The 19,155-nt window shown below is 71.3% G+C and carries 21 protein-coding genes and 1 riboswitch; of the genes, 8 read left to right on the top strand and 13 right to left on the bottom strand.

The features are described from left to right. Positions 1-193: 193 nt before the first annotated feature. The 5 genes from HDC93_RS19420 (at position 194) to HDC93_RS19400 (ending at position 5,105) form a co-directional block, all read left to right on the top strand. The gene (locus tag HDC93_RS19420) at positions 194-943 is read left to right on the top strand and encodes an ABC transporter ATP-binding protein (protein ID WP_185012152.1); all 750 of its coding nucleotides are present in this window, start codon (positions 194-196) and stop codon (positions 941-943) included. Next, complete coding sequence (locus HDC93_RS19415) at positions 925-2,598, top strand: hypothetical protein (RefSeq protein ID WP_185012151.1); 1,674 nt, start codon at positions 925-927, stop codon at positions 2,596-2,598. Before HDC93_RS19420 ends, HDC93_RS19415 begins: the two co-directional genes overlap by 19 nt. 117 nt (positions 2,599-2,715) lie before the next feature. Beyond that, positions 2,716-3,123, top strand: a complete 408-nt coding sequence (locus tag HDC93_RS19410) for a VOC family protein (protein ID WP_185012150.1) — start codon at positions 2,716-2,718, stop codon at positions 3,121-3,123. Between the two features lie 24 nt (positions 3,124-3,147). Next, complete coding sequence (locus tag HDC93_RS19405) at positions 3,148-4,269, top strand: LOG family protein (protein ID WP_185012149.1); 1,122 nt, start codon at positions 3,148-3,150, stop codon at positions 4,267-4,269. 146 nt (positions 4,270-4,415) lie between these two features. Then, on the top strand, positions 4,416-5,105 hold the full coding sequence (locus HDC93_RS19400; RefSeq protein ID WP_185012148.1) for an LAETG motif-containing sortase-dependent surface protein: 690 nt from the start codon (positions 4,416-4,418) through the stop codon (positions 5,103-5,105). A gap of 213 nt (positions 5,106-5,318) precedes the next feature. On the opposite strand, the gene HDC93_RS19395 is transcribed toward HDC93_RS19400, so the two are convergent. From HDC93_RS19395 to rlmN, 4 genes are all read right to left on the bottom strand, one after another. Next, on the bottom strand, positions 5,319-6,338 hold the full coding sequence (locus HDC93_RS19395; protein ID WP_185012147.1) for an ABC transporter ATP-binding protein: 1,020 nt from the start codon (positions 6,336-6,338) through the stop codon (positions 5,319-5,321). Next, the gene (locus HDC93_RS19390; protein ID WP_221516913.1) at positions 6,338-7,939 is read right to left on the bottom strand and encodes an iron ABC transporter permease; all 1,602 of its coding nucleotides are present in this window, start codon (positions 7,937-7,939) and stop codon (positions 6,338-6,340) included. Before HDC93_RS19390 ends, HDC93_RS19395 begins: the two co-directional genes overlap by 1 nt. A gap of 38 nt (positions 7,940-7,977) precedes the next feature. After that, positions 7,978-9,051 (bottom strand): thiamine ABC transporter substrate binding subunit, encoded by a 1,074-nt coding sequence (locus HDC93_RS19385; protein ID WP_185012223.1) that lies wholly within the window; start codon positions 9,049-9,051, stop codon positions 7,978-7,980. A 124-nt stretch (positions 9,052-9,175) separates the two neighbouring features. Further along, a riboswitch (TPP riboswitch) is annotated at positions 9,176-9,282 on the bottom strand. Positions 9,283-9,336: 54 nt separating this feature from the next. After that, entirely contained in the window at positions 9,337-10,443 is a 1,107-nt protein-coding gene (gene rlmN / locus HDC93_RS19380) for a 23S rRNA (adenine(2503)-C(2))-methyltransferase RlmN (protein WP_142159051.1), read from the bottom strand. Positions 10,444-10,568: 125 nt separating this feature from the next. Here rlmN and HDC93_RS19375 point away from each other — a divergent pair, with 125 nt between their 5' ends. Next, positions 10,569-10,757, top strand: a complete 189-nt coding sequence (locus HDC93_RS19375) for a hypothetical protein (RefSeq protein WP_185012146.1) — start codon at positions 10,569-10,571, stop codon at positions 10,755-10,757. A 96-nt stretch (positions 10,758-10,853) separates the two neighbouring features. After that, a complete protein-coding gene (locus HDC93_RS19370) occupies positions 10,854-11,009 on the top strand; it encodes a hypothetical protein (protein WP_185012145.1) in 156 nt (51 codons plus the stop codon). A gap of 36 nt (positions 11,010-11,045) precedes the next feature. Here HDC93_RS19370 and HDC93_RS19365 read toward each other — a convergent pair whose 3' ends face one another. From HDC93_RS19365 to rpsB, 6 genes are all read right to left on the bottom strand, one after another. Next, entirely contained in the window at positions 11,046-11,495 is a 450-nt protein-coding gene (locus tag HDC93_RS19365) for an SRPBCC family protein (RefSeq protein ID WP_185012144.1), read from the bottom strand. Positions 11,496-11,649: 154 nt separating this feature from the next. Further along, on the bottom strand, positions 11,650-12,777 hold the full coding sequence (locus tag HDC93_RS19360) for a phosphatidate cytidylyltransferase (RefSeq protein WP_185012143.1): 1,128 nt from the start codon (positions 12,775-12,777) through the stop codon (positions 11,650-11,652). Further along, positions 12,777-13,334: a ribosome recycling factor gene (gene frr, locus HDC93_RS19355; protein ID WP_006136598.1), complete on the bottom strand. Its 558-nt coding sequence runs from the start codon at positions 13,332-13,334 to the stop codon at positions 12,777-12,779. The genes HDC93_RS19360 and frr overlap by 1 nt, the downstream gene beginning before the upstream one ends. A 165-nt stretch (positions 13,335-13,499) precedes the next feature. Then, the gene (gene pyrH / locus HDC93_RS19350) at positions 13,500-14,258 is read right to left on the bottom strand and encodes a UMP kinase (RefSeq protein ID WP_185012142.1); all 759 of its coding nucleotides are present in this window, start codon (positions 14,256-14,258) and stop codon (positions 13,500-13,502) included. A 184-nt stretch (positions 14,259-14,442) separates the two neighbouring features. Continuing rightward, entirely contained in the window at positions 14,443-15,279 is an 837-nt protein-coding gene (gene tsf, locus HDC93_RS19345; RefSeq protein WP_185012141.1) for a translation elongation factor Ts, read from the bottom strand. Between the two features lie 175 nt (positions 15,280-15,454). Beyond that, the gene (gene rpsB, locus HDC93_RS19340; RefSeq protein ID WP_185012140.1) at positions 15,455-16,366 is read right to left on the bottom strand and encodes a 30S ribosomal protein S2; all 912 of its coding nucleotides are present in this window, start codon (positions 16,364-16,366) and stop codon (positions 15,455-15,457) included. A gap of 273 nt (positions 16,367-16,639) precedes the next feature. On the opposite strand from rpsB, the gene HDC93_RS19335 reads away from it, so the two are divergent. After that, positions 16,640-17,221 (top strand): M23 family metallopeptidase, encoded by a 582-nt coding sequence (locus HDC93_RS19335; protein WP_185012139.1) that lies wholly within the window; start codon positions 16,640-16,642, stop codon positions 17,219-17,221. Here the strand turns inward: HDC93_RS19335 and HDC93_RS19330 are convergent. The 3 genes from HDC93_RS19330 to whiG form a co-directional block, all read right to left on the bottom strand. Beyond that, positions 17,146-17,577 carry a hypothetical protein gene (locus tag HDC93_RS19330; RefSeq protein ID WP_185012138.1) on the bottom strand — a complete coding sequence of 144 codons (432 nt, stop codon included), beginning with the start codon at positions 17,575-17,577 and terminating at the stop codon, positions 17,146-17,148. The genes HDC93_RS19335 and HDC93_RS19330 overlap by 76 nt on opposite strands. Before the next feature lie 69 nt (positions 17,578-17,646). Further along, entirely contained in the window at positions 17,647-18,204 is a 558-nt protein-coding gene (locus HDC93_RS19325) for a TetR/AcrR family transcriptional regulator (protein ID WP_031103427.1), read from the bottom strand. A 93-nt stretch (positions 18,205-18,297) separates the two neighbouring features. Beyond that, the gene (whiG, locus tag HDC93_RS19320) at positions 18,298-19,140 is read right to left on the bottom strand and encodes an RNA polymerase sigma factor WhiG (RefSeq protein WP_031103428.1); all 843 of its coding nucleotides are present in this window, start codon (positions 19,138-19,140) and stop codon (positions 18,298-18,300) included. Positions 19,141-19,155 lie beyond the last annotated feature (15 nt).

Genomic DNA, 19,155 nt, shown 5'->3' with positions numbered 1-19,155 from the left:
GATCGTCTTCCTGGATGATCAACACCGGCCCCGGTGCCGCCCGTTCGAGTGAGAAACGGCGGCCCGGGGCCGCGTGCTGTCCGGCGTCCCGCCGCCTTCTGCCTAGCGTGCCCAGTGACCGATCGGCCCTGCCTTCGTTCCCCCGCACGGGGGATGGCACGGGAACTACGGATCTGAACCGAGGTGTACGCGCATGGAGGCCCCGCCGGACAACGACGTGCTCTGGGCACGCGCCCTGCACTTCCAGCACGACGACGGCTCGCCCGCGCTCTGCGGCGTCTCGCTCGGTGTGCGCGAGGGCGAGATCCTCGCCCTGAGCGGCCCGCGGGGCAGCGGCAAGACGACCCTGCTGCGGTGCCTGTCCGGCCTGGTGCCCGTGCGGCGCGGCGAGGTCTGGTTCAACAGCGTGCCCGTGCACACCATGGGCCCGCTCACCCGCGAGCGGCTGCGCCGCGACCGCTTCGGCTGGATCGACCCGGCCCCCTCCCTGGTGCCGGAGCTCAACGCCTGGGAGAACACCGCCCTGCCGCTGATGCTGCGCGGCACCAGCCGGCGCCGCGCCAGGACGGCGGCCCTGGAGTGGCTGGAGCGCCTGGACATCGGCGACAGCGCCCGCAAGCGGCCGCACGAGCTGGTGCAGGCCGAGCGGCAGCGCGTCTGCATCGCCCGCGCCCTCGCCCCCGCGCCGTCGGTGCTGTTCGCCGACGAGCCCACGGCGCCCCTGCACCGCGCCGACCGCGCCCATGTGCTGCGCACCCTCACCACGGCCGCCCGCTCCCACCGCATCACCGTCGTCCTGGCCACCCATGACGCGGACACCGCGGCCCTCGCCGACCGCACGGTGTCCCTGCTGGACGGGCGGCGCGTGCAGACGGTGCACCTGCCGCCGGTCGCCGAGCCCCGCGAGCCGGAAGGCCGGGCCGCGTGCTCGCTCTCCGTCTGACCCGCGGCGCCCACCCCGCCGTCCAGCTGCGCCGCCTGTCGGTCGCGGCGGCCTCGGCGGGCACGGCCTTCCTGCTGCTCTGCGCCCTGGGCTACGCGCTGGGCCACCCCGGCTCCCCCGGCACCGCCCTGCTGCGGCTGGCCTGGTGTGCGGCCCCGCTGGCCGCCACGGTGCACTTCGCGGTCGCCGTGGCCCGTACCGACCCCGGCACCAAGCCCCGCGCGGGCCTCTCGGTGATCGGTCTCGGCCCCGTGCGCATGATGGCCGTCTCGGCGACGACGACGGCCCTGTCCTGCACGCTGGGCGCCATGGTGGCCCTGCTCGTCTTCCTGCACCTGCGGGGCGACCTGACGGGCATGCCCTTCGACGGTGCCGCGGCCGAGTCTCTCGCCGCGGACCGCCCCCTGCCGCTGCCGGGCGCCCTGACCCTGCTGGCGCTCGTGCCGGTCGGCGCGTCGGTGGCGGTGGCGCTGGCCCTGCGTCCGCGCGAGGCGAGGGCCGCCGGGCCCCGGTCGGCCCGCTTGTACGGCCGCTTCGGCGCGTACCGGCGCACCAGCACCCGCGAGACCTTCGGGGCGTACGGCCGGTTCGGCCGGCAGATCATCCGGCCCGCGAACGGCCGCGGCGCCGAGCCCGCCGCAGCGAGTGGTTCCGAGCCCGCCGCCAAGAGCGGCCCGCCCGCGGCCCGGGCCGGCGGATCCGCACCGGCGGCGGTCACGGCTCCCGGCGGCGCCGTGAGCGCGGCCGCGGACCCGCCGGTTCAGCCGCCCGGCCACATGCCGGACGGCCACGCTCAGCCGGGCGCCCCGGAGACGGGCACCGGGGACCCGACCGAGCTCCCCTCAGCCCCTCACCCGGCCTCGCCGGCAGCGGCGGACGCGCACGGCCCGGGCCCCGGCGATCCCGGTCAGTGGCCCAGCCCGCGCGCGGCGGCGCCGGACGCGCCCGGCGCCATCAGTCCCGCCGGTGCCCTGGCCGGGCACCCGGGCCCGCACGAGGCGGCGTCCGACGGCCCCGACGACTCCGCGGCCCCCGACGCGGCCCTGCCGGACACCATCGCCGCCCCCACCGGTCTCCCCTGGGGGATCACCGTGCTGGCCGCGGGCCTCGCCGTGGAGAGCTACACGAGCCGTACCTCCCCGACGCCGCCCGACCTCTCCTTCTCCGGTGCCTCCCCGGGCGTGATGGCGGGCTGGGCGCTCGCCGTTGTCGGCCTGGCGCTGGCCGGCCCCGGCCTGACCCACCTGTGCGGACGGCTGCTGCAGGCGGCCCGCCCCGGTGCTCTGCGGCTGCTGGCCGGCCGCATCCTCATGGCGGAGTCCGTCCGCATCGGGCGTCCCCTGGGCGTCGTCTGCGCGGTCCTGTCCGCCGCGTGGGCCATGGCGCTGCTGCACGCCCCGGACGGGCTCTCGCTCGGCCCGCTCACCACCCTCGGCGTGCTCCTCGTGACCGGCTGCACGACGGCGACGCTCCTCACGGCCGCCGTCGAGGCCCGGCAGGCCCGCGCCGGCACCACCGCCGCACTGCTGCGCCTCGGCGCCCCCGCCACGATGCTGCGCAGCGCCGCCGCTCTGCGCGCCGTCGCGCTGCTCGCCCTGTTCGGTCCGCTCACCCTGACGGTCGCGGAACTGGCGGCGCTGCCCCTGGCGCGCTGAGCCCCGCGGCCCCGCAGGAAAACCCGGACGAGAAAGATCTCCGTACGGCGATGAGTTCCGGACCTGCCCCCGGTCTATCCCCGCGTAACGACACGGGCTTGATGGGAGCAACCTCGCATGTACCAGCAGATGATCTTCGTGAACCTGTGCACCGGCGACCTCGACGCCTCGAAGAGGTTCTTCACGGAGCTGGGCTTCACGATCAACGAGCAGTTCAGCGACGACACGACCGCCTCGGTGGTGATCAGCGAGACCATCGTGGTCATGGTGCACACCAAGGAGAAGTACCTCCAGTTCACCAAGAAGGAGGTCGCGGACTCGACGAAGACCAGCGAGGTGCTGATCGCGCTGAGCTCCGAGAGCCGCGAGAAGGTCGACGAACTGGTCGAGAAGGCGGTCGCGGCGGGCGGTTCCGTCTCGGGCGAGACCCAGGACCACGGCTTCATGTACGGCCGCGCCTTCGACGACGTGGACGGCCACACCTTCGAGGTCGTGTGGATGGACCCCGCGGCCGTCCAGGGCTGACGGCGTGCGGCCTAGCATGGGCGGGTGCAGACGATGCCCGCCCATGCGGCCCACCATGACGACCGTGAGATAGAGACCCTCGAGGAGTTCGACGCGACCGTCTCGGCGCGCGGCACCCTCGCCGGATACCGCGTCCAGGCCGTCGACCTGACGGACCGTACGCGCGAGCTGCTCACCACGGACACCGCGGGCGCGGTCTTCCTCGGCTGCGCGATGCGCGAGGACGCGGACGCGAAGGTCCGGGCGGACGGCGCCCTGGTCTTCCCGCCGGTCCCGGGCCTGCCGTTCGACCCCTACCGCGGCCTGGTGTACTCCCCGGACGAACTGTTCGCGTCGCTGGCCGAGGGCTACGAGGCCACGCCCGACGCCCTCGCCTACGCCTGGTTCCAGCGCACCAAGGCCGACCGCGACATCCACGCGTCCATGCTGCGCTCGGTCCACGACGACTCCGTCTCGGACGCGCTCGACGAACTCCTGTCCGGGGCCCGGGTCGTGGGCGTCATGGGCGGCCACGCGATGGCCCGCGGCACCGAGGAGTACGCCGGCGCCGCCCGGCTCGGCCGGGAGCTGGCCCGCGCCGGCTTCACGATCGCCACCGGTGGCGGCCCGGGCGCCATGGAGGCGGCCAACCTCGGCGCGTACGCCGCCCCCTTCGACGACGAGATGCTCACCGAGTCGCTCGAACTCCTCGGCAAGGCCCCGCACTTCACCCCGTCGATCACCCAGTGGGCCTCGGTCGCCTTCGAGATACGCGCCCGCTGGCCCCAGGGCGGACGTTCGGTGGGCATCCCGACCTGGTTCTACGGCCACGAGCCGCCGAACGCCTTCGCCTCCCACATCGCCAAGTACTTCGCCAACGCCACCCGCGAGGACGGCCTGCTGGCCCGGTCCGACGCGGGTGTGGTGTTCCTGCCGGGCGCCGCGGGGACGCTGCAGGAGATCTTCGACAACGCGACGCCCAACTACTACGAGTCGCGCGGCGAGCCGAGGCCGATGGTGCTGGTGAACCGCGTGCACTGGACGGAGAAGCTACCCGCGTGGCCGCTGCTCCGGTCGCTGGCGGCAGGGCGCTCGATGGAGGCCCGGATCGAGCTGGTGGACCGGATCGAGGAGGCGCCGGAGGCCTTGAAACGTCTCGGCGGTTAATAAGAAGGCAAAGCAAGTGCCCGCACGCTGCATATGCGTTGACACTACTTATGCGGCGCTTATAGACCTGTGAGCCTCACGGTAGTGCTGATATTCAGTCAACACTGCCACAGCCCCCCGCTTTAGCAATCCTGTAAAGGACAAACGTGGCAGTTCTGTCCGTATCCCGCCGCGCACGTGCCGTGCGCGTCCTCGGTGTCGTCTCCGCCTCGGCCGCGCTCGCGCTCGGTACCGCGGGCAACGCGCTCGCCTGCAACATCAGCGAGTTCTCCGCCGAGGCGAAGTGCGATGGCGACAAGGGCGTCATCACCGTCACCGACGTCGACCCCGCCGGCATCCCGGCCACGGTCACCGTGTACCTGCAGAACAACGGCGCCGACGCGAAGAAGGTCGGCACGCAGGTGGTCAAGGGCTCGCGCGAAGGCACCACCATCACCTTCGCCGACGACTGGCAGCCGAACGCCGAGTACCGCATCCACGTCAAGGCCGCCCGCTACGTGGACGAGGACATCAAGCCGAACCTCGTCACCCCGGCCACGGCCTGCAAGAAGGAGGAGGAGCCCCCGGCTTCGGCTCCCCCGGCGACCCCGACCCCGTCGGCCTCCCCCTCCAAGCCGGCGGAGGAGACCGAGACCCCCGCTCCGGAGCCGTCGGAGAGCCGGAGCACCTCGCCGGCGGGCAACGTGCCCGCCCCGGCCGGTGACTCCAACCTCGCCGAGACCGGCGCCAACTCCAACACCGGCCTGATCGCCGGCATCGCGGCGGCCCTGGTCGTCGTCGGTGGCGGCGCGGTGTTCTTCGGCATGCGCCGTCGCGGAGCGAACAGCGACAGCTGACACCCGCGCAGACCGCGGCGTGGCCCGTCCCCCACCAGGGGGCGGGCCACGTCCCGTGGCAGGGGGCAAAGTCCCGCGTCAGGGGGCCACGTCCCGTACGAGGGGGCGGGCCACGCCCCGTCTCACCCGAACGTCGCCCCCTCCAGCCGGAACTCCAGCAGCTCCCGCTCGCCCGCCAACGGCGTCATGCCGCGCACCCTGGGCGGCGGACGATCAGCCGAGCACCGCGATTTCGGCCGCGTCGAACTCCACGCCGACCACGTCCCCGGCCTCCGGCGCGTCCCGCAGCGCGCACGCCGCCTCCAGACGCGGGGCGTCCGGGGGCTGGAGGTGCACGGCGACATGGGTGCCCCGGAAGGTGCGCGCGGCCACGGTGCAGCGCAGGCCCGCGCCGGCGGGCACCAGGCGCACCCCGGCGGGCCGCACCAGCAGGGTCCGGGTGCCCTGCGGGGAGTCCTCCGGCACCGGCACCTTGCCCCACGGCGTGTCCGCGGCCTCGGTCCCCACCGTCGCCTCGACCACGTTCTCGAAGCCGAGGAAGCGGGCGACGAACGCGTCGGCGGGCCGCTGCCACACCTCGAGGGGCGTACCGGACTGGGCGATCCGCCCGTCCCGCATCACCACGACCCGGTCGGCCAGCGCGAAGGCCTCCCCCTGGTCGTGCGTCACGGCGAGCACGGTCGTGCCCAACCGGCCGAACAGTTCCTTCAGTTCGACGACCAGCCGCTCCCGCAGCGACCGGTCGAGCTGCCCGAGCGGCTCGTCCAGCATCAGCAGCCGGGGGCTCGGCGCGAGAGCCCGGGCCAGCGCCACCCGCTGCTGCTCCCCGCCGGACAGTGCGGCGACGGCCCGGCGGCCCGCGCCCGGCAGCCCCACGAGGTCCAGCAACTCCTGCACCCGCTCGGCCTGTCGCCGCTTCGGCTCACCGTGCATCCGCAGCCCGAAGGCCACGTTGCCGCCCACGTCCCGCTGCGGGAACAGCTGGTGGTCCTGGAACATCAGCCCGACGCCGCGCCGGTGCGCCGGCAGGCCCGCCTGGTCGTGTCCGTCTAGCATCACCCGCCCGGCGTCCAGGGGTTGCAGCCCTGCCACCGCCCGCAGCAGGGTCGACTTGCCGCTGCCGCTGGGTCCCAGCACGCACACGATCTCGTGCTCGGCGACCTCCAGATCGACGGCGTCCAGCACGGCCCGGCCGCCGAAACGGACCGTCGCCTCCCGCAGGGCCAGCAGCATCAGAACTCCCCCGTCCGGTCCGTGCGGAGCCTCTCCAGCACCAGCAGGGCCACGGCACACACCACCATCAGAATCGTCGAAAGAGCCATCGCCTGGCCGTAGTTGAGGTCCCCGGGCCGCCCGAGCAGCCGGGCCACGGCCACCGGCAGCGTCGGCCGGTCGGGCCGTGCGATGAACACCGTCGCCCCGAACTCCCCGAGCGACACGGCGAAGGCGAACCCGGCGGCGATCAGCAGTGCCCGCCGCACCATCGGCAGGTCCACCTCGCGCCACACCCGCCAGGGCGAGGCCCCGAGCACCGAGGCCGCCTCCCGCAGCCGCACGTCCACGGCCCGCAGCACGGGCAGCATGATCCGTACGACGAACGGCACACCCACCAGCGCCTGCGCGAGCGGCACCAGGATCCAGGAGGACCTGAGGTCCAGCGGCGGCTCGTCGAGGGAGATCAGGAACCCGAAGCCGACGGTCACCGCGGACACCCCGAGCGGCAGCATCAGCAGCGCGTCGAAGCCGCGCACGAACCGCCCGGCGTCCCGGCGCGTGAGCGCGATGGCGGCGAGCCCGCCGATCAGCACGGCGATGAGCGTGGCGGCGACGGCGTACGACAGGGAGTTGCCGATCGCCTCGATCGGCGGGACCAGGAACACTCCCCCGTCCTCGCTGGTCAGCGCCCGGTAGTAGCCGAAGCCCGGCGCGTGAAGGGACCGCTGCACCAGCACGGCCGGCGGCAGCACCAGCAGCACGGCGACGGTGACGAGCACGCCGCCCAGCAGCGCCCACTGTCCCGCTCCGCGCGGCCGGCGCGCGGTCACGGACGCGTCCACCAGCCGCAGTGCGGTCTCCCGCCGCCGTACCGTCCAGGCGTGCACGGCGAGGATCGCGCCCACCGCGACGAACTGGATCAGCGTCAGCACGGCCGCGGTCGACAGGTCGAAGATCTCCGAGGTCTGCCGGTAGATCTCCACCTCCAAGGTGGAGAAGGTGGGCCCGCCGAGGATCTGCACGACACCGAAGCTGGTGAAGGTGAACAGGAAGACCATGAGCGCGGCGGCGGCCACGGCCGGGGCGAGGGCGGGCAGGGTGACCTGCCGCCAGGCCTTCAGCTGCGACGCCCCGAGCATCCGCGCGGCCTCCTCCTGCCGCGGGTCGAGCTGCGCCCAGAGCCCGCCGACGGTCCGGACGACGACCGCGTAGTTGAAGAAGACGTGCGCGAGCAGGATCGCCCACACCGTGGTGTCCAGGCGCACGCCCCACAGTTCGTCGAGCAGCCCGCCCCGGCCGACCAGCGCGAGGAACGCCGTACCGACGACGACCGTAGGCAGGACGAACGGGACGGTGACGACCGCGCGCAGCACCTGCTTGCCCGGGAAGTCGAAGCGCGCGAAGACGTACGCGCCGGGGAGCGCGACGAGCAGCGTGAGCGCGGTGGAGACCAGCGCCTGCCAGGTGGTGAACCACAGGACGTGCCGGACGTCGGACTGGGTGAGCACCTCCCCGATCCGCCCGAGGTGCCAGGTCCCGTCGGCCTTCAGGCCGCGCGCGACGATCGCGGCGACGGGGTAGGCGAAGAAGACCGCGAAGAACGCGACGGGCGCGGCCAGCAGGCCGAACCGCGCCGCCACGCCCCGCCGCCGGGCGGCTACTTCAGTACGAGTGAGGTCCACGACTTGACCCACTGGTCACGGTGGTCGGCGATCTTCGCCGGGGCCATGGTCTCCGGGTCCTTCGCCTGCGGCCCGTACTTCACGAACTCCGGCGGCACCTGGGCACCCTCGGTCACCGGGTACACGAACATGTTGAGCGGCATGTCCTCCTGGAACCTCTTGCTGATGAGGAAGTCGAGGAGGGCCTTGCCGCCCTTGGAGTTCTTGGCGTTGCCGAGCAGCCCCGCGTACTCGACCTGCCGGAAGCAGGTGCCCTCGGCGACGCCGGTCGGTGCCGCGCTCGGCTTCGGGTCGGCGAAGACGACCTCGGCGGGCGGCGAGGAGGCGTACGACACGACGAGCGGCCGGTCGCCCTTGGCCTTCTTGCCGCCGGCCGAGCCGGAGAACTCCTCGTTGTAGGCCTGCTCCCAGCCGTCGACGACCTTCACACCGTTGGCCTTGAGCTTCTTCCAGTAGCCCTCCCAGCCTCCCCCGCTCTCGGCTGCGCTCGAGCGGGAGGTGTCCCCATCGCCGTACCGGGCGGCGGTGCCGAGCAGGAAGCCGAGGCCGGGCGAGGAGGCGGAGGCGTTCTCGGTCACCAGCAGGTTCTTGTACTGGGGCTTGACCAGGTCGTCGAAGCTCTTCGGCGGCTTCAGATCGTGGTCGGCGAAGTACTTCTTGTCGTAGTTGACGCAGATGTCGCCGGTGTCGATGGGCGTGACCCGGTGCTCGTCCTGGTCGACGCGGTACTCGGCCTTGATCGTGTCGGAGCCCTTCGGCTCGTACGACTGGAACAGCCCGTTGTCGAGCGCCCGCGAGAGCAGCGTGTTGTCGACGCCGAAGAAGACGTCGCCCTGCGGGTTGTCCTTGGTCAGGATGGCCTTGTTCACGGCCTGCCCGGCGTCGCCGTCCTTCAGGACGGCGACCTTGTAGCCGGACTGCTTCTCGAAGGCCGCGATGACGTCCTTGGACACGGCCCACGAGTCGTGGCTGACGAGCGTCACGGTCTTGGAGTCGCCGGACCCCTGACCACCGCCGGACGATCCGCACGCGGCGAGCGTGCCGGCCATGCCGAGCCCGACGACAACAGCCGTCAGCCGCTTCTTCTTGGTGCTCACTGGATTCCTCCTGGAGTGACCAGGAGAAGACGCGGCCCTGCCCGGGACTTCCGTGGTCCCGGGCAGGGCGCAACAGCTCGAGTGGTGACCGATCTCCCTACCCAGAATGACCTGGGCCAGGTTCGGAGGGTCTGCGGCCGTGTGCCGCACTCTCAGCGCTGTGGCGCTCCCCTGTCGGAATATGCAGGTGTGGATGGTGCAGGTGTCGCATATGCAGATGTGCTTACGACAGTCAGACTACCGTTCGGTGGCCGCGAGCTGACCACACGCCCCGTCGATCTCCTGACCACGGGTGTCCCGGATCGTCACCGGCACACCATGGGCGGCGATGGCCTCCACGAACGCCTTCTCGTCCTCGGGCCGGGAGGCGGTCCACTTCGACCCGGGCGTCGGGTTCAGCGGGATGAGGTTCACGTGCACGGGCCTGCCCTTGAGCATCCGGCCGAGCCGGTCACCACGCCAGGCCTGGTCGTTGATGTCCCGGATCAGCGCGTACTCGATGGACAGCCGCCGCCCGGACTTCGCGCTGTACTCGAAGCCGGCGTCCAGCACCTCGCGGACCTTCCAGCGCGTGTTCACCGGCACGAGGGTGTCGCGCAGCTCGTCGTCGGGCGCGTGCAGCGAGATCGCGAGGCGGCATTTGAAGCCCTCGTCGGAGAACCGGTGGATGGCCGGGACGAGCCCGACCGTCGAAACGGTGATGCCGCGCTGCGAGAGGCCCACACCGTCGGGCTCGGGGTCGGTGAGCCGCCGGATGGCGCCGGCGACCCGGTTGTAGTTGGCGAGCGGCTCGCCCATGCCCATGAAGACGATGTTGCTGAGCCGCGCCGGACCCCCGGGCACTTCCCCGTCTCGCAGCGCCCGCATGCCGTCCACGATCTGGTGCACGATCTCGGCGGTGGACAGGTTCCGGTCCAACCCCGCCTGTCCGGTCGCGCAGAACGGACAGTTCATCCCACACCCGGCCTGCGAGCTGATGCACATGGTCACCCGGTCCGGGTAGCGCATCAGCACGGACTCGACGAGGGTCCCGTCGAACAGCCGCCACAGCGTCTTGCGGGTGGTGCCCTGGTCGGTCGACAGATGCCGCACGACGGTCATCAGCTCGGGCAGCAACGCCTCCCGCAGCTTCCCCCGGGCACCGGCCGGAATGTCCGTCCACTGCTCCGGATCATGCGCGTACCGCGCGAAGTAGTGCTGCGAGAGCTGCTTGGCACGAAACGGCTTCTCCCCGACAGCGGCTACGGCCTCCTTGCGCTCGGCAGGGGTGAGATCGGCAAGATGCCGCGGCGGCTTCTTGGCTCCGCGGGGGGCTACGAAAGTGAGTTCTCCGGGCTTAGGCATGGCCGTACCAGTGTCGCAGATCCAATCGGGTGACTCGGGGCCGCCGCTCGCGATGACCGTCGGGACGTTGATGACGCGCCCACCTGAAAGGATGAGGCGACCATCACACGAAATGAGGGTTGAGCATGCTCGTGCTCGTGCTGTCGGTCGTCGTCCTGCTCGTCATCGGCGGCTGCGTCTGCGTGTTCCTGACAGCGCGGGGCGACGCCCCGCGCTGGGCACGTGGTGTGGCCAAGGCGACGCTGCTCGGGAGCGGACTGGCCCGCAGCGCGAGCCGGAACTCTCGCTCACGACGGAGCGGCGGGGACGACTAGTCGTCCGGCGGAACGGATCCAACGAACCTGTTCGACGACCGGGCGCCAGTCGGCGGAACCGGGTGTTCCTGCCGTAGCACCGGGCACGCGCGAGGGATGACCTTCTTCTACGCGGCGCCGGTGCAGCTCGCAGAAGAGTGGCAAGGTCCCCCGTGGTTCGAGTGGGCCTTCCTGGGCGTATGGGCGCTGTGTGGAGTGTTCGTGCTGTTCAAGCTGCGGCAGAACGGCTGGAAGTGCCCCCGGCGGCGGTGAGGGATCCGGCCTGCGCCGTCGGGGGAGCGTGACGTCCTACTCGCCCGTGTGCTCCAGCCGGTCCTTGAGGAGCTGCTCGTTGCGCGGGAGTTCCTTGCGGACCTGGGGGCGTACGACGAGCGGGACCAGAACCTTGCCCATGCCGTGGCCCTCGAAGTCGATGTCGATCGTGACGTGGGAGCGGCGGCCCTCGTCATAGGGCTCGACCTCGCCGTGCACCTGTGCCCGCACGGGGCCGTCGACGCCGCGCATGCCCCAGCTGTGCGGCGCGTCGTACTCGGTGACCTCCATGGTCATCGGCATGACACGACGGCCTACGTGCCGGGTCACCCGGACCCTGCTGCCGATGCCGACGGGCCCCTCGTCCAAGCGCTCCGCGGACACGGCGCTCAGTTGCCACTCCGGCATGTGACCGGCGTCCATGACGTACTGGTAGACCTCCTCGGGCCGGCGGTCGACGTCGATGCTCTCTCGGATGATGGCCATGACGGCCTCCTTTGGGAGGTACACCTGAATCGTCCCACTTCGGCCCCTCGGGGTCTCCCCCAGACGTCGAAGAGCCCCCGCCCGGTCGGGACGCAGCGTCCGGTCGGGACGCAGCGTCCGGTCGGGCGGGGGCTCTCCGGCAAGGCCGGTCGGATCAGCCGGATCCCACGAACAGCACGAGCAGCAGCCACACCACCGGCGCCGTGGGCAGCAGCGAGTCGAGGCGGTCCATGATGCCGCCGTGGCCGGGCAGCAGCGTGCCCATGTCCTTGATGCCGAGGTCCCGCTTGATCATGGACTCGCCGAGGTCGCCGAGCGTGGCGGTGACCGCGACCGCGAGGCCCAGCACCAGGCCCTGCCACCAGGCCCCGTCGGCGATGAGGAACTGCATGCACAGCGCCCCGGCGACCATGGCGAAGGAGACCGCGCCGAGCAGGCCCTCGCGGGTCTTGCCGGGGCTGATGCGCGGGGCGAGCTTGTGCCGGCCGAACCGCCAGCCGACGGCGTAGGCCCCGGTGTCGCTGACGACCGTGAGCAGCAGGAAGGTGAGCACCCGCTGCGGCCCGTCGTCCGCGGTCAGCATCATCGCGACGAAGGTCGCCAGGAACGGCACGTAGAACGCCGCGAAGACGCCCGCGGTGACGTCCCTCAGGTAGCCCTCGGGCGGTTCGGTCATGCGCCAGACCAGGACGGCCAGCGCCGTGAGCGCCATCGCCACCCACGCGCCCTCGGCGCCCCGGACGTACCCGGCGACGACCATGGCGGCACCGCCGAGCGCGAGCGGCACGAGGGGCGCCCGGATGCCCTTGCGCTCCTCCAGCCGCTTGGTCAGCTCCCACAGGCCCACCACCACGGCCACGGCCACGACACCCACGAACACGGCCTTGACGACGAACAGCGACGCGACGATCACCGCACCGAGCCCGGCACCGACCCCTATCGCGGCGCTCAGGTCGCGACCCGCGCTCTTCTTCGGCGGCTTGGGCGCCGGCTGCGAGGCGTCGGGCATGGGCTCCGGATTCGTGTCGTTTCGGACCGGGGTGCCGCTCAGCCGAGCAGCCCCCCGGTCGTCATCCTGGTTTCCGCCGAATTCGGTCACGTCGGGCACGATGGGCATGGGGCGAGTCTGAGGCGCTTCATACGCATCGTATGCGGGACCCGCCGGAGCGGCCCCTTGGACGTGCCCGTGGCCCGGCCCCTGGACGTGCCCGTGACCATGCCCTTGGTCGGTGGGCCCCCAGTACCCGGCCTGTGGCGGCGCCCCCCAGGAAGAGTCGTTCATCAGACCTCGAGCAGCTCCGCTTCCTTGTGCTTCAGGAGCTCGTCCACCTGTGCGACGTACTTCGCGGTGGTGTCGTCGAGCTCCTTCTCCGCACGGCGGCCCTCGTCCTCGCCGACCTCGCCGTCCTTGATCAGCTTGTCGATGGCTTCCTTGGCCTTGCGGCGCACGGAGCGGATCGAGATCTTCGCGTCCTCGCCCTTGCCCTTGGCGACCTTGATGTACTCCCGGCGGCGCTCCTCGGTGAGCTCGGGGAACACCACCCGGATGATGTTGCCGTCGTTGCTCGGGTTGACGCCCAGGTCGGAGTCGCGGATCGCCTGCTCGATGTTGCGCAGCGCGCTCTTGTCGAAGGGGGTCACCACGGCCATACGCGGCTCGGGCACGGAGAACGAGGCCAGCTGGTTGATCGGCGTCGGCGCGCCGTAGTAGTCGGCCACGATCTTGTTGAACATCGCCGGGTGCGCACGGCCGGTGCGGATCGCGGCGAAGTCCTCCTTGGCGACCACGACGGCCTTCTCCATCTTCTCCTCGGCCTCGAGGAGGGTCTCTTCGATCACCACTTGCTCCTGCGTGTCTTGAGTAGGCCCGGCTGCGGTTCCATGTGGGGCGGCGGCCGGCTGCGTCGCGTCTTCTTCTGAACGGTTCCCGACCGGCAGGACATTGTCCATCCCCCGGCCCGGCACCGTCCCGTCCGTCCCCCGGACGGTGTTGCACCCGGGATGTCAGTCCCGGCTGCCGGGGTCCCCCACCAGCGTGCCGATCTTCTCACCCTTGACGGCGCGTCCGATGTTGCCCTCGGCCAGCAGCTCGAAGACGACGATCGGGAGCTTGTTGTCGCGGCACAGCGTCACGGCCGTGGCGTCGGCGACCTTCAGATCGCGTGTGATGACCTCGCCGTAGCCGAGGTGATCGAACTTCACCGCGTCCGGGTTGGTCCTGGGGTCGGAGTCGTAGACCCCGTCCACGCCGTTCTTGCCCATCAGCAGCGCCTCGGCGTCGATCTCCAGGGCGCGCTGGGCGGCGGTGGTGTCGGTGGAGAAGTACGGCATGCCCATCCCCGCGCCGAAGATGACCACGCGGCCCTTCTCCAGGTGCCGCACGGCGCGCAGCGGGATGTACGGCTCGGCGACCTGGCCCATGGTGATGGCGGTCTGCACCCGGCAGTCCACGCCCACCTTCTCCAGGAAGTCCTGGAGGGCGAGGCAGTTCATGACCGTGCCGAGCATGCCCATGTAGTCGGAGCGGGCCCGGTCCATTCCGCGCTGCTGGAGTTCGGCGCCGCGGAAGAAGTTGCCACCGCCGATGACGATGGCGATCTCCGCGCCGTCGCGTACGACGGCCGCGATCTCGCGGGCGATCTTGTGCACCACGTCGGGGTCGACGCCAAGGCCGCCGCCACCGGAGAAGGCCTCTCCGGACAGCTTCAGCAGAAACCGGCCGCGCACTTTGCCGTCGTCGCTCTTCTGAGCCTTGGTCGTCATGGGGGATCCCGCCTCTTTCACGTGTTGCACATACCAAGAAGGCCATTGCCGGTGGGGCGTGTTTCGCATCCCATACGGCAATGGCCTCCTCGTCAGATCTGCTGCCGTCCGCCACTCATGTGACGGCGTACGCGGACGACTGCTGTCGACCCTATAGGGGTCGGGCGTCGATCGCGGTACGGACTCAGATGCCGACCTTGATGCGCGTGAAGCGCTTCAGGGTGACACCGGCCTCGTCCAGAACCTTCTGGACCGACTTCTTGTTGTCGAGCGCGTACGGCTGGCCGAGCAGCGTGGCGTCCTTGAAGAAGCCGTTGAGGCGACCCTCGACGATCTTCGGCAGGGCGGCCTCGGGCTTGCCCTCGGCGCGGGTGGTCTCCTCGGCGACGCGGCGCTCGGACTCGACGACGTCGGCCGGCACGTCCTCCTTGGAGAGGTACTTCGGCGCGAAGGCGGCGATGTGCTGGGCGACGCCCTTGGCGATCTCCGCGTTCGGCTTGTCCAGCTCGACGAGGACACCGATCTGCGGGGGCAGGTCGGGCATCGTGCGGTGCATGTACGCCGTCACGAAGCCGTCGGCGTACTGCGCGAAGCGGTCCAGGACGATCTTCTCGCCCAGGTTGGCGTTGGCCTCGTCCACGAACGCCTGGACGGTCTTGCCGGCCTCGATCTCGGAGGCGAGCAGGGCCTCGAGGTCGGCCGGGGAGGTCTTGGCGACGTGCTCGGCGATGGTCTTGGCCACGGCCTGGAACTTGTCACCCTTGGCGACGAAGTCCGTCTCGCACTTCAGCTCGACGAGGACACCGGAGGAGTTGTCGTCGGCGATGATCGAGACGACGGCACCGTTCTCGGCGGAACGGCCCTCGCGCTTGGCGACGCCCTTCTGGCCCTTGATGCGGAGCGCCTCGACGGCCTTCTCGACGTTGCCCTCGGCCTCGTCCAGCGCCTTCTTGCAGTCCATCATGCCGGCGCCCGTGAGCTCACGGAGCTTCTTGACGTCGGCGGCGGTGTAGTTCGCCATGAGTCTGTGAATCTCTCTCGAAGTCTGGAAGATCGAAGATCTGCGGATGCGCCCCCCATGGAGCCGGAAGGCGCTGTCCTACCGCTGACCTACGGGTCAACGGCGGGAGCGGACTTCACCGCGCCGAAGGCGCTGGTGAGTGCGGCCGCTCCCGCCGTCAACTCGGACTGACGGGTCAGGCCTGCTCGGCCTCGGCCGGCTTCTCGCCCTCGGCGGCCGGGGCAGCCTCGGCGGCCGGGGCAGCGTCCTCGGCCGGCTTCTCGGCCTCGGCGGCCGGAGCGGCCTCAGCGGCGGGGGCGGCCTCGTCGGCCTTCTTCTCGCCCTCGAGCAGGTCGCGCTCCCAGGCGGCCAGCGGCTCGCCGGCGGCCTTGTCGCCCTTGCCCTCGGTGGCGACACCGCTGCGGGCGATGAGGCCCTCGGCGACGGCGTCGGCGATGACACGGGTGAGCAGGGTGACGGAGCGGATCGCGTCGTCGTTGCCCGGGATCTTGTAGTCGACCTCGTCGGGGTCGCAGTTGGTGTCGAGGATCGCGACGACCGGGATGTTCAGCTTCCGGGCCTCACCAACGGCGATGTGCTCCTTCTTGGTGTCCACGATCCAGACGGCGCTGGGCACCTTCTGCATCTCGCGGATACCGCCGAGCGTCTTCTCCAGCTTGGCCTTCTCGCGCGAGAGCACGAGAAGCTCCTTCTTGGTCAGACCGGACGCGGCGACGTCCTCGAAGTCGATCTGCTCGAGCTCCTTGAGGCGCTGCAGACGCTTGTAGACGGTCGAGAAGTTGGTGAGCATGCCGCCCAGCCAGCGCTGGTTGACGTAGGGCATGCCGACGCGGGTGGCCTGCTCGGCGATGGCCTCCTGCGCCTGCTTCTTCGTGCCGACGAACATGACCGTGCCGCCGTGGGCGACGGTCTCCTTGACGAACTCGAAGGCGCGGTCGATGTACGACAGCGACTGGAGCAGGTCGATGATGTAGATGCCGTTGCGCTCCGTGAAGATGAAGCGCTTCATCTTCGGGTTCCAACGACGGGTCTGGTGACCGAAGTGGACGCCGCTCTCCAGCAGCTCCCGCATCGTGACGACGGCCATGGCCGCATCTCCTTGAATTTCTCGGTTGTGCCGCGGATGCCGGACGGCTTCCGCGCCTGACGCCCACTGCGCGCCGTTCCACGAGGGACCGAGGGGCGCTGATACGGGCCCGTTGCCGGGGTTCGTATCGGGGCGTGCGAAGTCGACCCGATGACTCGGGTCGCCACCAGAAGTGTACGGGACCCGTGGGGTGCCGGGTGACGCCGATGTCCACAAGCGGGCGCCCGCCCACAGCCGCGAGCGGCGACACCGTCACTCCGGAACGCTTTCCGCATGCGAGCGAACCGATGTGTGCGTGTCTGTGCACGCCTGATCCTGCTGGTGATCGTCACGGCGACGGCCCTGCTGGCCCCGCCGCCACCGCTGTTCGCGGCGGGTGCGCCCCCGGCCGACGCCGGCCCACCGGTCACCGTGCCGGCCATCGGCCGCGCCTGGCCACTCGGCTCACGCCCCCGTGTCCTGCGGGGCTGGGAGCCCCCGGCGACGGTCTACGGCCCGGGCCACCGGGGCGTGGACCTGGAGGCACCGGCGGGCACACCCGTTCGAGCGGTGGCCCGGGGCCGGGTCGTCTTCGCGGGCCTGGTGGCCGGCAGAGGGGTCCTGTCGGTGGACCTCACGGGTACGGGCGATCCGCCCCTGCGCACGACGTACGAGCCGGTGACGGCCGCGGTCGAGAAGGGCGCGGAGGTGGAACCGGGCGAGGTGATCGGCACGGTGGACGCGAGCGGCTCACACTGCACGGCCACGTGCCTCCACTGGGGCCTGCGCCGCGGCGAGGGCTACCTGAACCCGCTGTCGCTCCTGCCGCCGTGGCTCCTGCACCAGGGCCCGTCGAGGCTGCTGCCGCTGGCGTAGCGGCGGGTGTGCGTGCCGGTGGTGTAGCTGCAGGTGTGTGTACCGTCGGCGTCGCCGCAGGTGTGCGTGCCGCCGGTGTCACCGCAGGTGTGCGTGCCGCCGGTGTCACCGCAGGTGTACGTGCCGCCGGCGTCGCCGCAGGTGTACGTGCCGCCGGCGTCACCGCAGGTGTACGTGCCGCCGGCGTCACCGCAGGTGTACGTGCCGCCGGCGTCACCGCAGGTGTACGTGCCGCCGGTGTAGCCAGAGGCCCGTTGAGGCTGCTGCCGTGGGCGTGCGTACCGCAGGCGTAGCCACGGGTGTGGCGTGCCGCTCGGGGCCGCGAGACCCCGCTCCGCCGGGCCGTGAAACGCCACGGCCTATATCCCCGGGGCCGTCACGCCGCACAGCTCGCAGCGCCAGGCCACGGCCTCGGCCCGAGGCCGTCAGCCCCGCACACCCCGCAGCGCCATCGACACGGCCGCGTCCGTGATCGCCCCGGGCTCCTCCGCGGCCCCGAGCTCGATCCTGCGCACGGCCGCGTCCACCACGCCCTGGACCAACATCGCCGCCAGCCGGGGCTGCTCGTGCCCGAGTTCGCCCAGCGCCTCGACGATCATCGCGACCAGCCCGCCGTGCGCCGCCCGGATCTTCTCCCGGGCCCCCGCGTCGAGCTCACTCGCGGAGATCGCGACCACGGCCCGGTGCCGCCGGTCGCCGACCAGCTCCAGCTGCTGCCGCACATACGCCTCGACCTTGGCCTCGGCTGTCCCGGCCCGCTCCATCGCCGCCGACACGTCCGCCGCCCAGACCGGGAAGTCGACCTCGCACAGCTCCTCGACCACGGCCGCCCGCGACCGGAAGTACTCGTAGACGGACGATCGCGCGAGGCCCGTCCGCTCGGCGAGGGCCGGGAAGGTCAGCGCCTCCGTACCGCCCTCGGACAACAAGGAACGAGCCGCGTCCAGCAGGGCGGCTCGCTGCATCGACCGGTGCTCGGCCACGGAGGCCGCTCGAATCCTTGGCACGTCAACACTCTACGGACGCGTCCCCCCGGGCGGGAGTGGTTGTCGCCGATCCGACGGCATCAGGGCAGGTCAGCGGCCGAAGCTCGCCAGTTTCGCCCTCAGCTGCAGCACCGACTTGGTGTGGATCTGACTGACCCGGCTCTCGGTCACGCCCAGCACGTTGCCGATCTCGGCCAGGGTGAGGCCCTCGTAGTAGTACAGCGTGACCACGGTCTTCTCCCGCTCCGGCAGCGTGTTGATCGCCCGGGCCAGGAACCTCCGCAGCTCCCGGTCCTCGGCGACCTCGACGGGGTTGTCGGCGGCGGTGTCCTCCAGCGTGTCCATGACGCTGAGCCCGTCGCCGCCCTCACCGCCCCCGTGCAGCAGTTCCTCCAGGGCCACCACGTTGGCCAGCGACAACTGGCTGAACACGGCGTGCAGTTCCTCGACGGCGATGCCCATCTCGGAGGCCACCTCGCCCTCGCTCGGGGTCCGCCGCAGCCGGGCCTCCAGCGTGGCGTACGCCCGCTCCACGTTGCGCGCCTTCTGCCGCACCGAGCGGGGGATCCAGTCCAGCGCCCGCAGTTCGTCGATCATCGCGCCGCGGATCCGGGTGATCGCGTACGTCTCGAACTTGATCTCCCGGTCGATGTCGAACTTCTCGATCGCGTCAATCAGCCCGAACACCCCGGAGGAGACGAAGTCCGCCTGCTCGACGTTGGACGGCAGGCCCACGCTGACCCGTCCCGCGACGTACTTCACGAGCGGCGAGTAGTGCAGGATCAGCTGCTCCCGCAGCCGCTCGTCCCCCGTCGCCTTGTACGACCGCCACAGCTCGTCGAGCGTCGAGGGAGCGGGCGGCCGCACGCTGCCACCGTCACGGGCGGCTGGGGGGATCGCCGCCCGGTCGGACCCGGAGGTGTGCTGGGGCATTCGTCGCCTTGTGCC

Origin of the sequence: Streptomyces sp. AK010 (assembly GCF_014207295.1) — a bacterium.
Taxonomy (GTDB): Bacteria; Actinomycetota; Actinomycetes; order Streptomycetales; family Streptomycetaceae; genus Streptomyces; species Streptomyces massasporeus.
Note: the sequence above shows the minus strand (reverse complement) of the source record. Positions and strands in the feature narration are given on the sequence as shown.

Excerpts from the sequence above, each read along its gene's own strand:
- HDC93_RS19420 (WP_185012152.1), top strand. The coding sequence starts at position 194 with ATGGAGGCCCCGCCGGACAACGACGTGCTCTGGGCACGCGCCCTGCAC.
- HDC93_RS19410 (WP_185012150.1), top strand. The coding sequence starts at position 2,716 with ATGTACCAGCAGATGATCTTCGTGAACCTGTGCACCGGCGACCTCGAC.
- HDC93_RS19395 (WP_185012147.1), bottom strand. The coding sequence starts at position 6,338 with ATGCTGCTGGCCCTGCGGGAGGCGACGGTCCGTTTCGGCGGCCGGGCC.
- HDC93_RS19385 (WP_185012223.1), bottom strand. The coding sequence starts at position 9,051 with ATGGCCGGCACGCTCGCCGCGTGCGGATCGTCCGGCGGTGGTCAGGGG.
- rlmN (WP_142159051.1), bottom strand. The coding sequence starts at position 10,443 with ATGCCTAAGCCCGGAGAACTCACTTTCGTAGCCCCCCGCGGAGCCAAG.
- HDC93_RS19375 (WP_185012146.1), top strand. The coding sequence starts at position 10,569 with ATGCTCGTGCTCGTGCTGTCGGTCGTCGTCCTGCTCGTCATCGGCGGC.
- HDC93_RS19370 (WP_185012145.1), top strand. The coding sequence starts at position 10,854 with ATGACCTTCTTCTACGCGGCGCCGGTGCAGCTCGCAGAAGAGTGGCAA.
- HDC93_RS19365 (WP_185012144.1), bottom strand. The coding sequence starts at position 11,495 with ATGGCCATCATCCGAGAGAGCATCGACGTCGACCGCCGGCCCGAGGAG.
- HDC93_RS19360 (WP_185012143.1), bottom strand. The coding sequence starts at position 12,777 with ATGAACGACTCTTCCTGGGGGGCGCCGCCACAGGCCGGGTACTGGGGG.
- pyrH (WP_185012142.1), bottom strand. The coding sequence starts at position 14,258 with ATGACGACCAAGGCTCAGAAGAGCGACGACGGCAAAGTGCGCGGCCGG.
- tsf (WP_185012141.1), bottom strand. The coding sequence starts at position 15,279 with ATGGCGAACTACACCGCCGCCGACGTCAAGAAGCTCCGTGAGCTCACG.
- rpsB (WP_185012140.1), bottom strand. The coding sequence starts at position 16,366 with ATGGCCGTCGTCACGATGCGGGAGCTGCTGGAGAGCGGCGTCCACTTC.
- HDC93_RS19335 (WP_185012139.1), top strand. The coding sequence starts at position 16,640 with ATGCGAGCGAACCGATGTGTGCGTGTCTGTGCACGCCTGATCCTGCTG.
- whiG (WP_031103428.1), bottom strand. The coding sequence starts at position 19,140 with ATGCCCCAGCACACCTCCGGGTCCGACCGGGCGGCGATCCCCCCAGCC.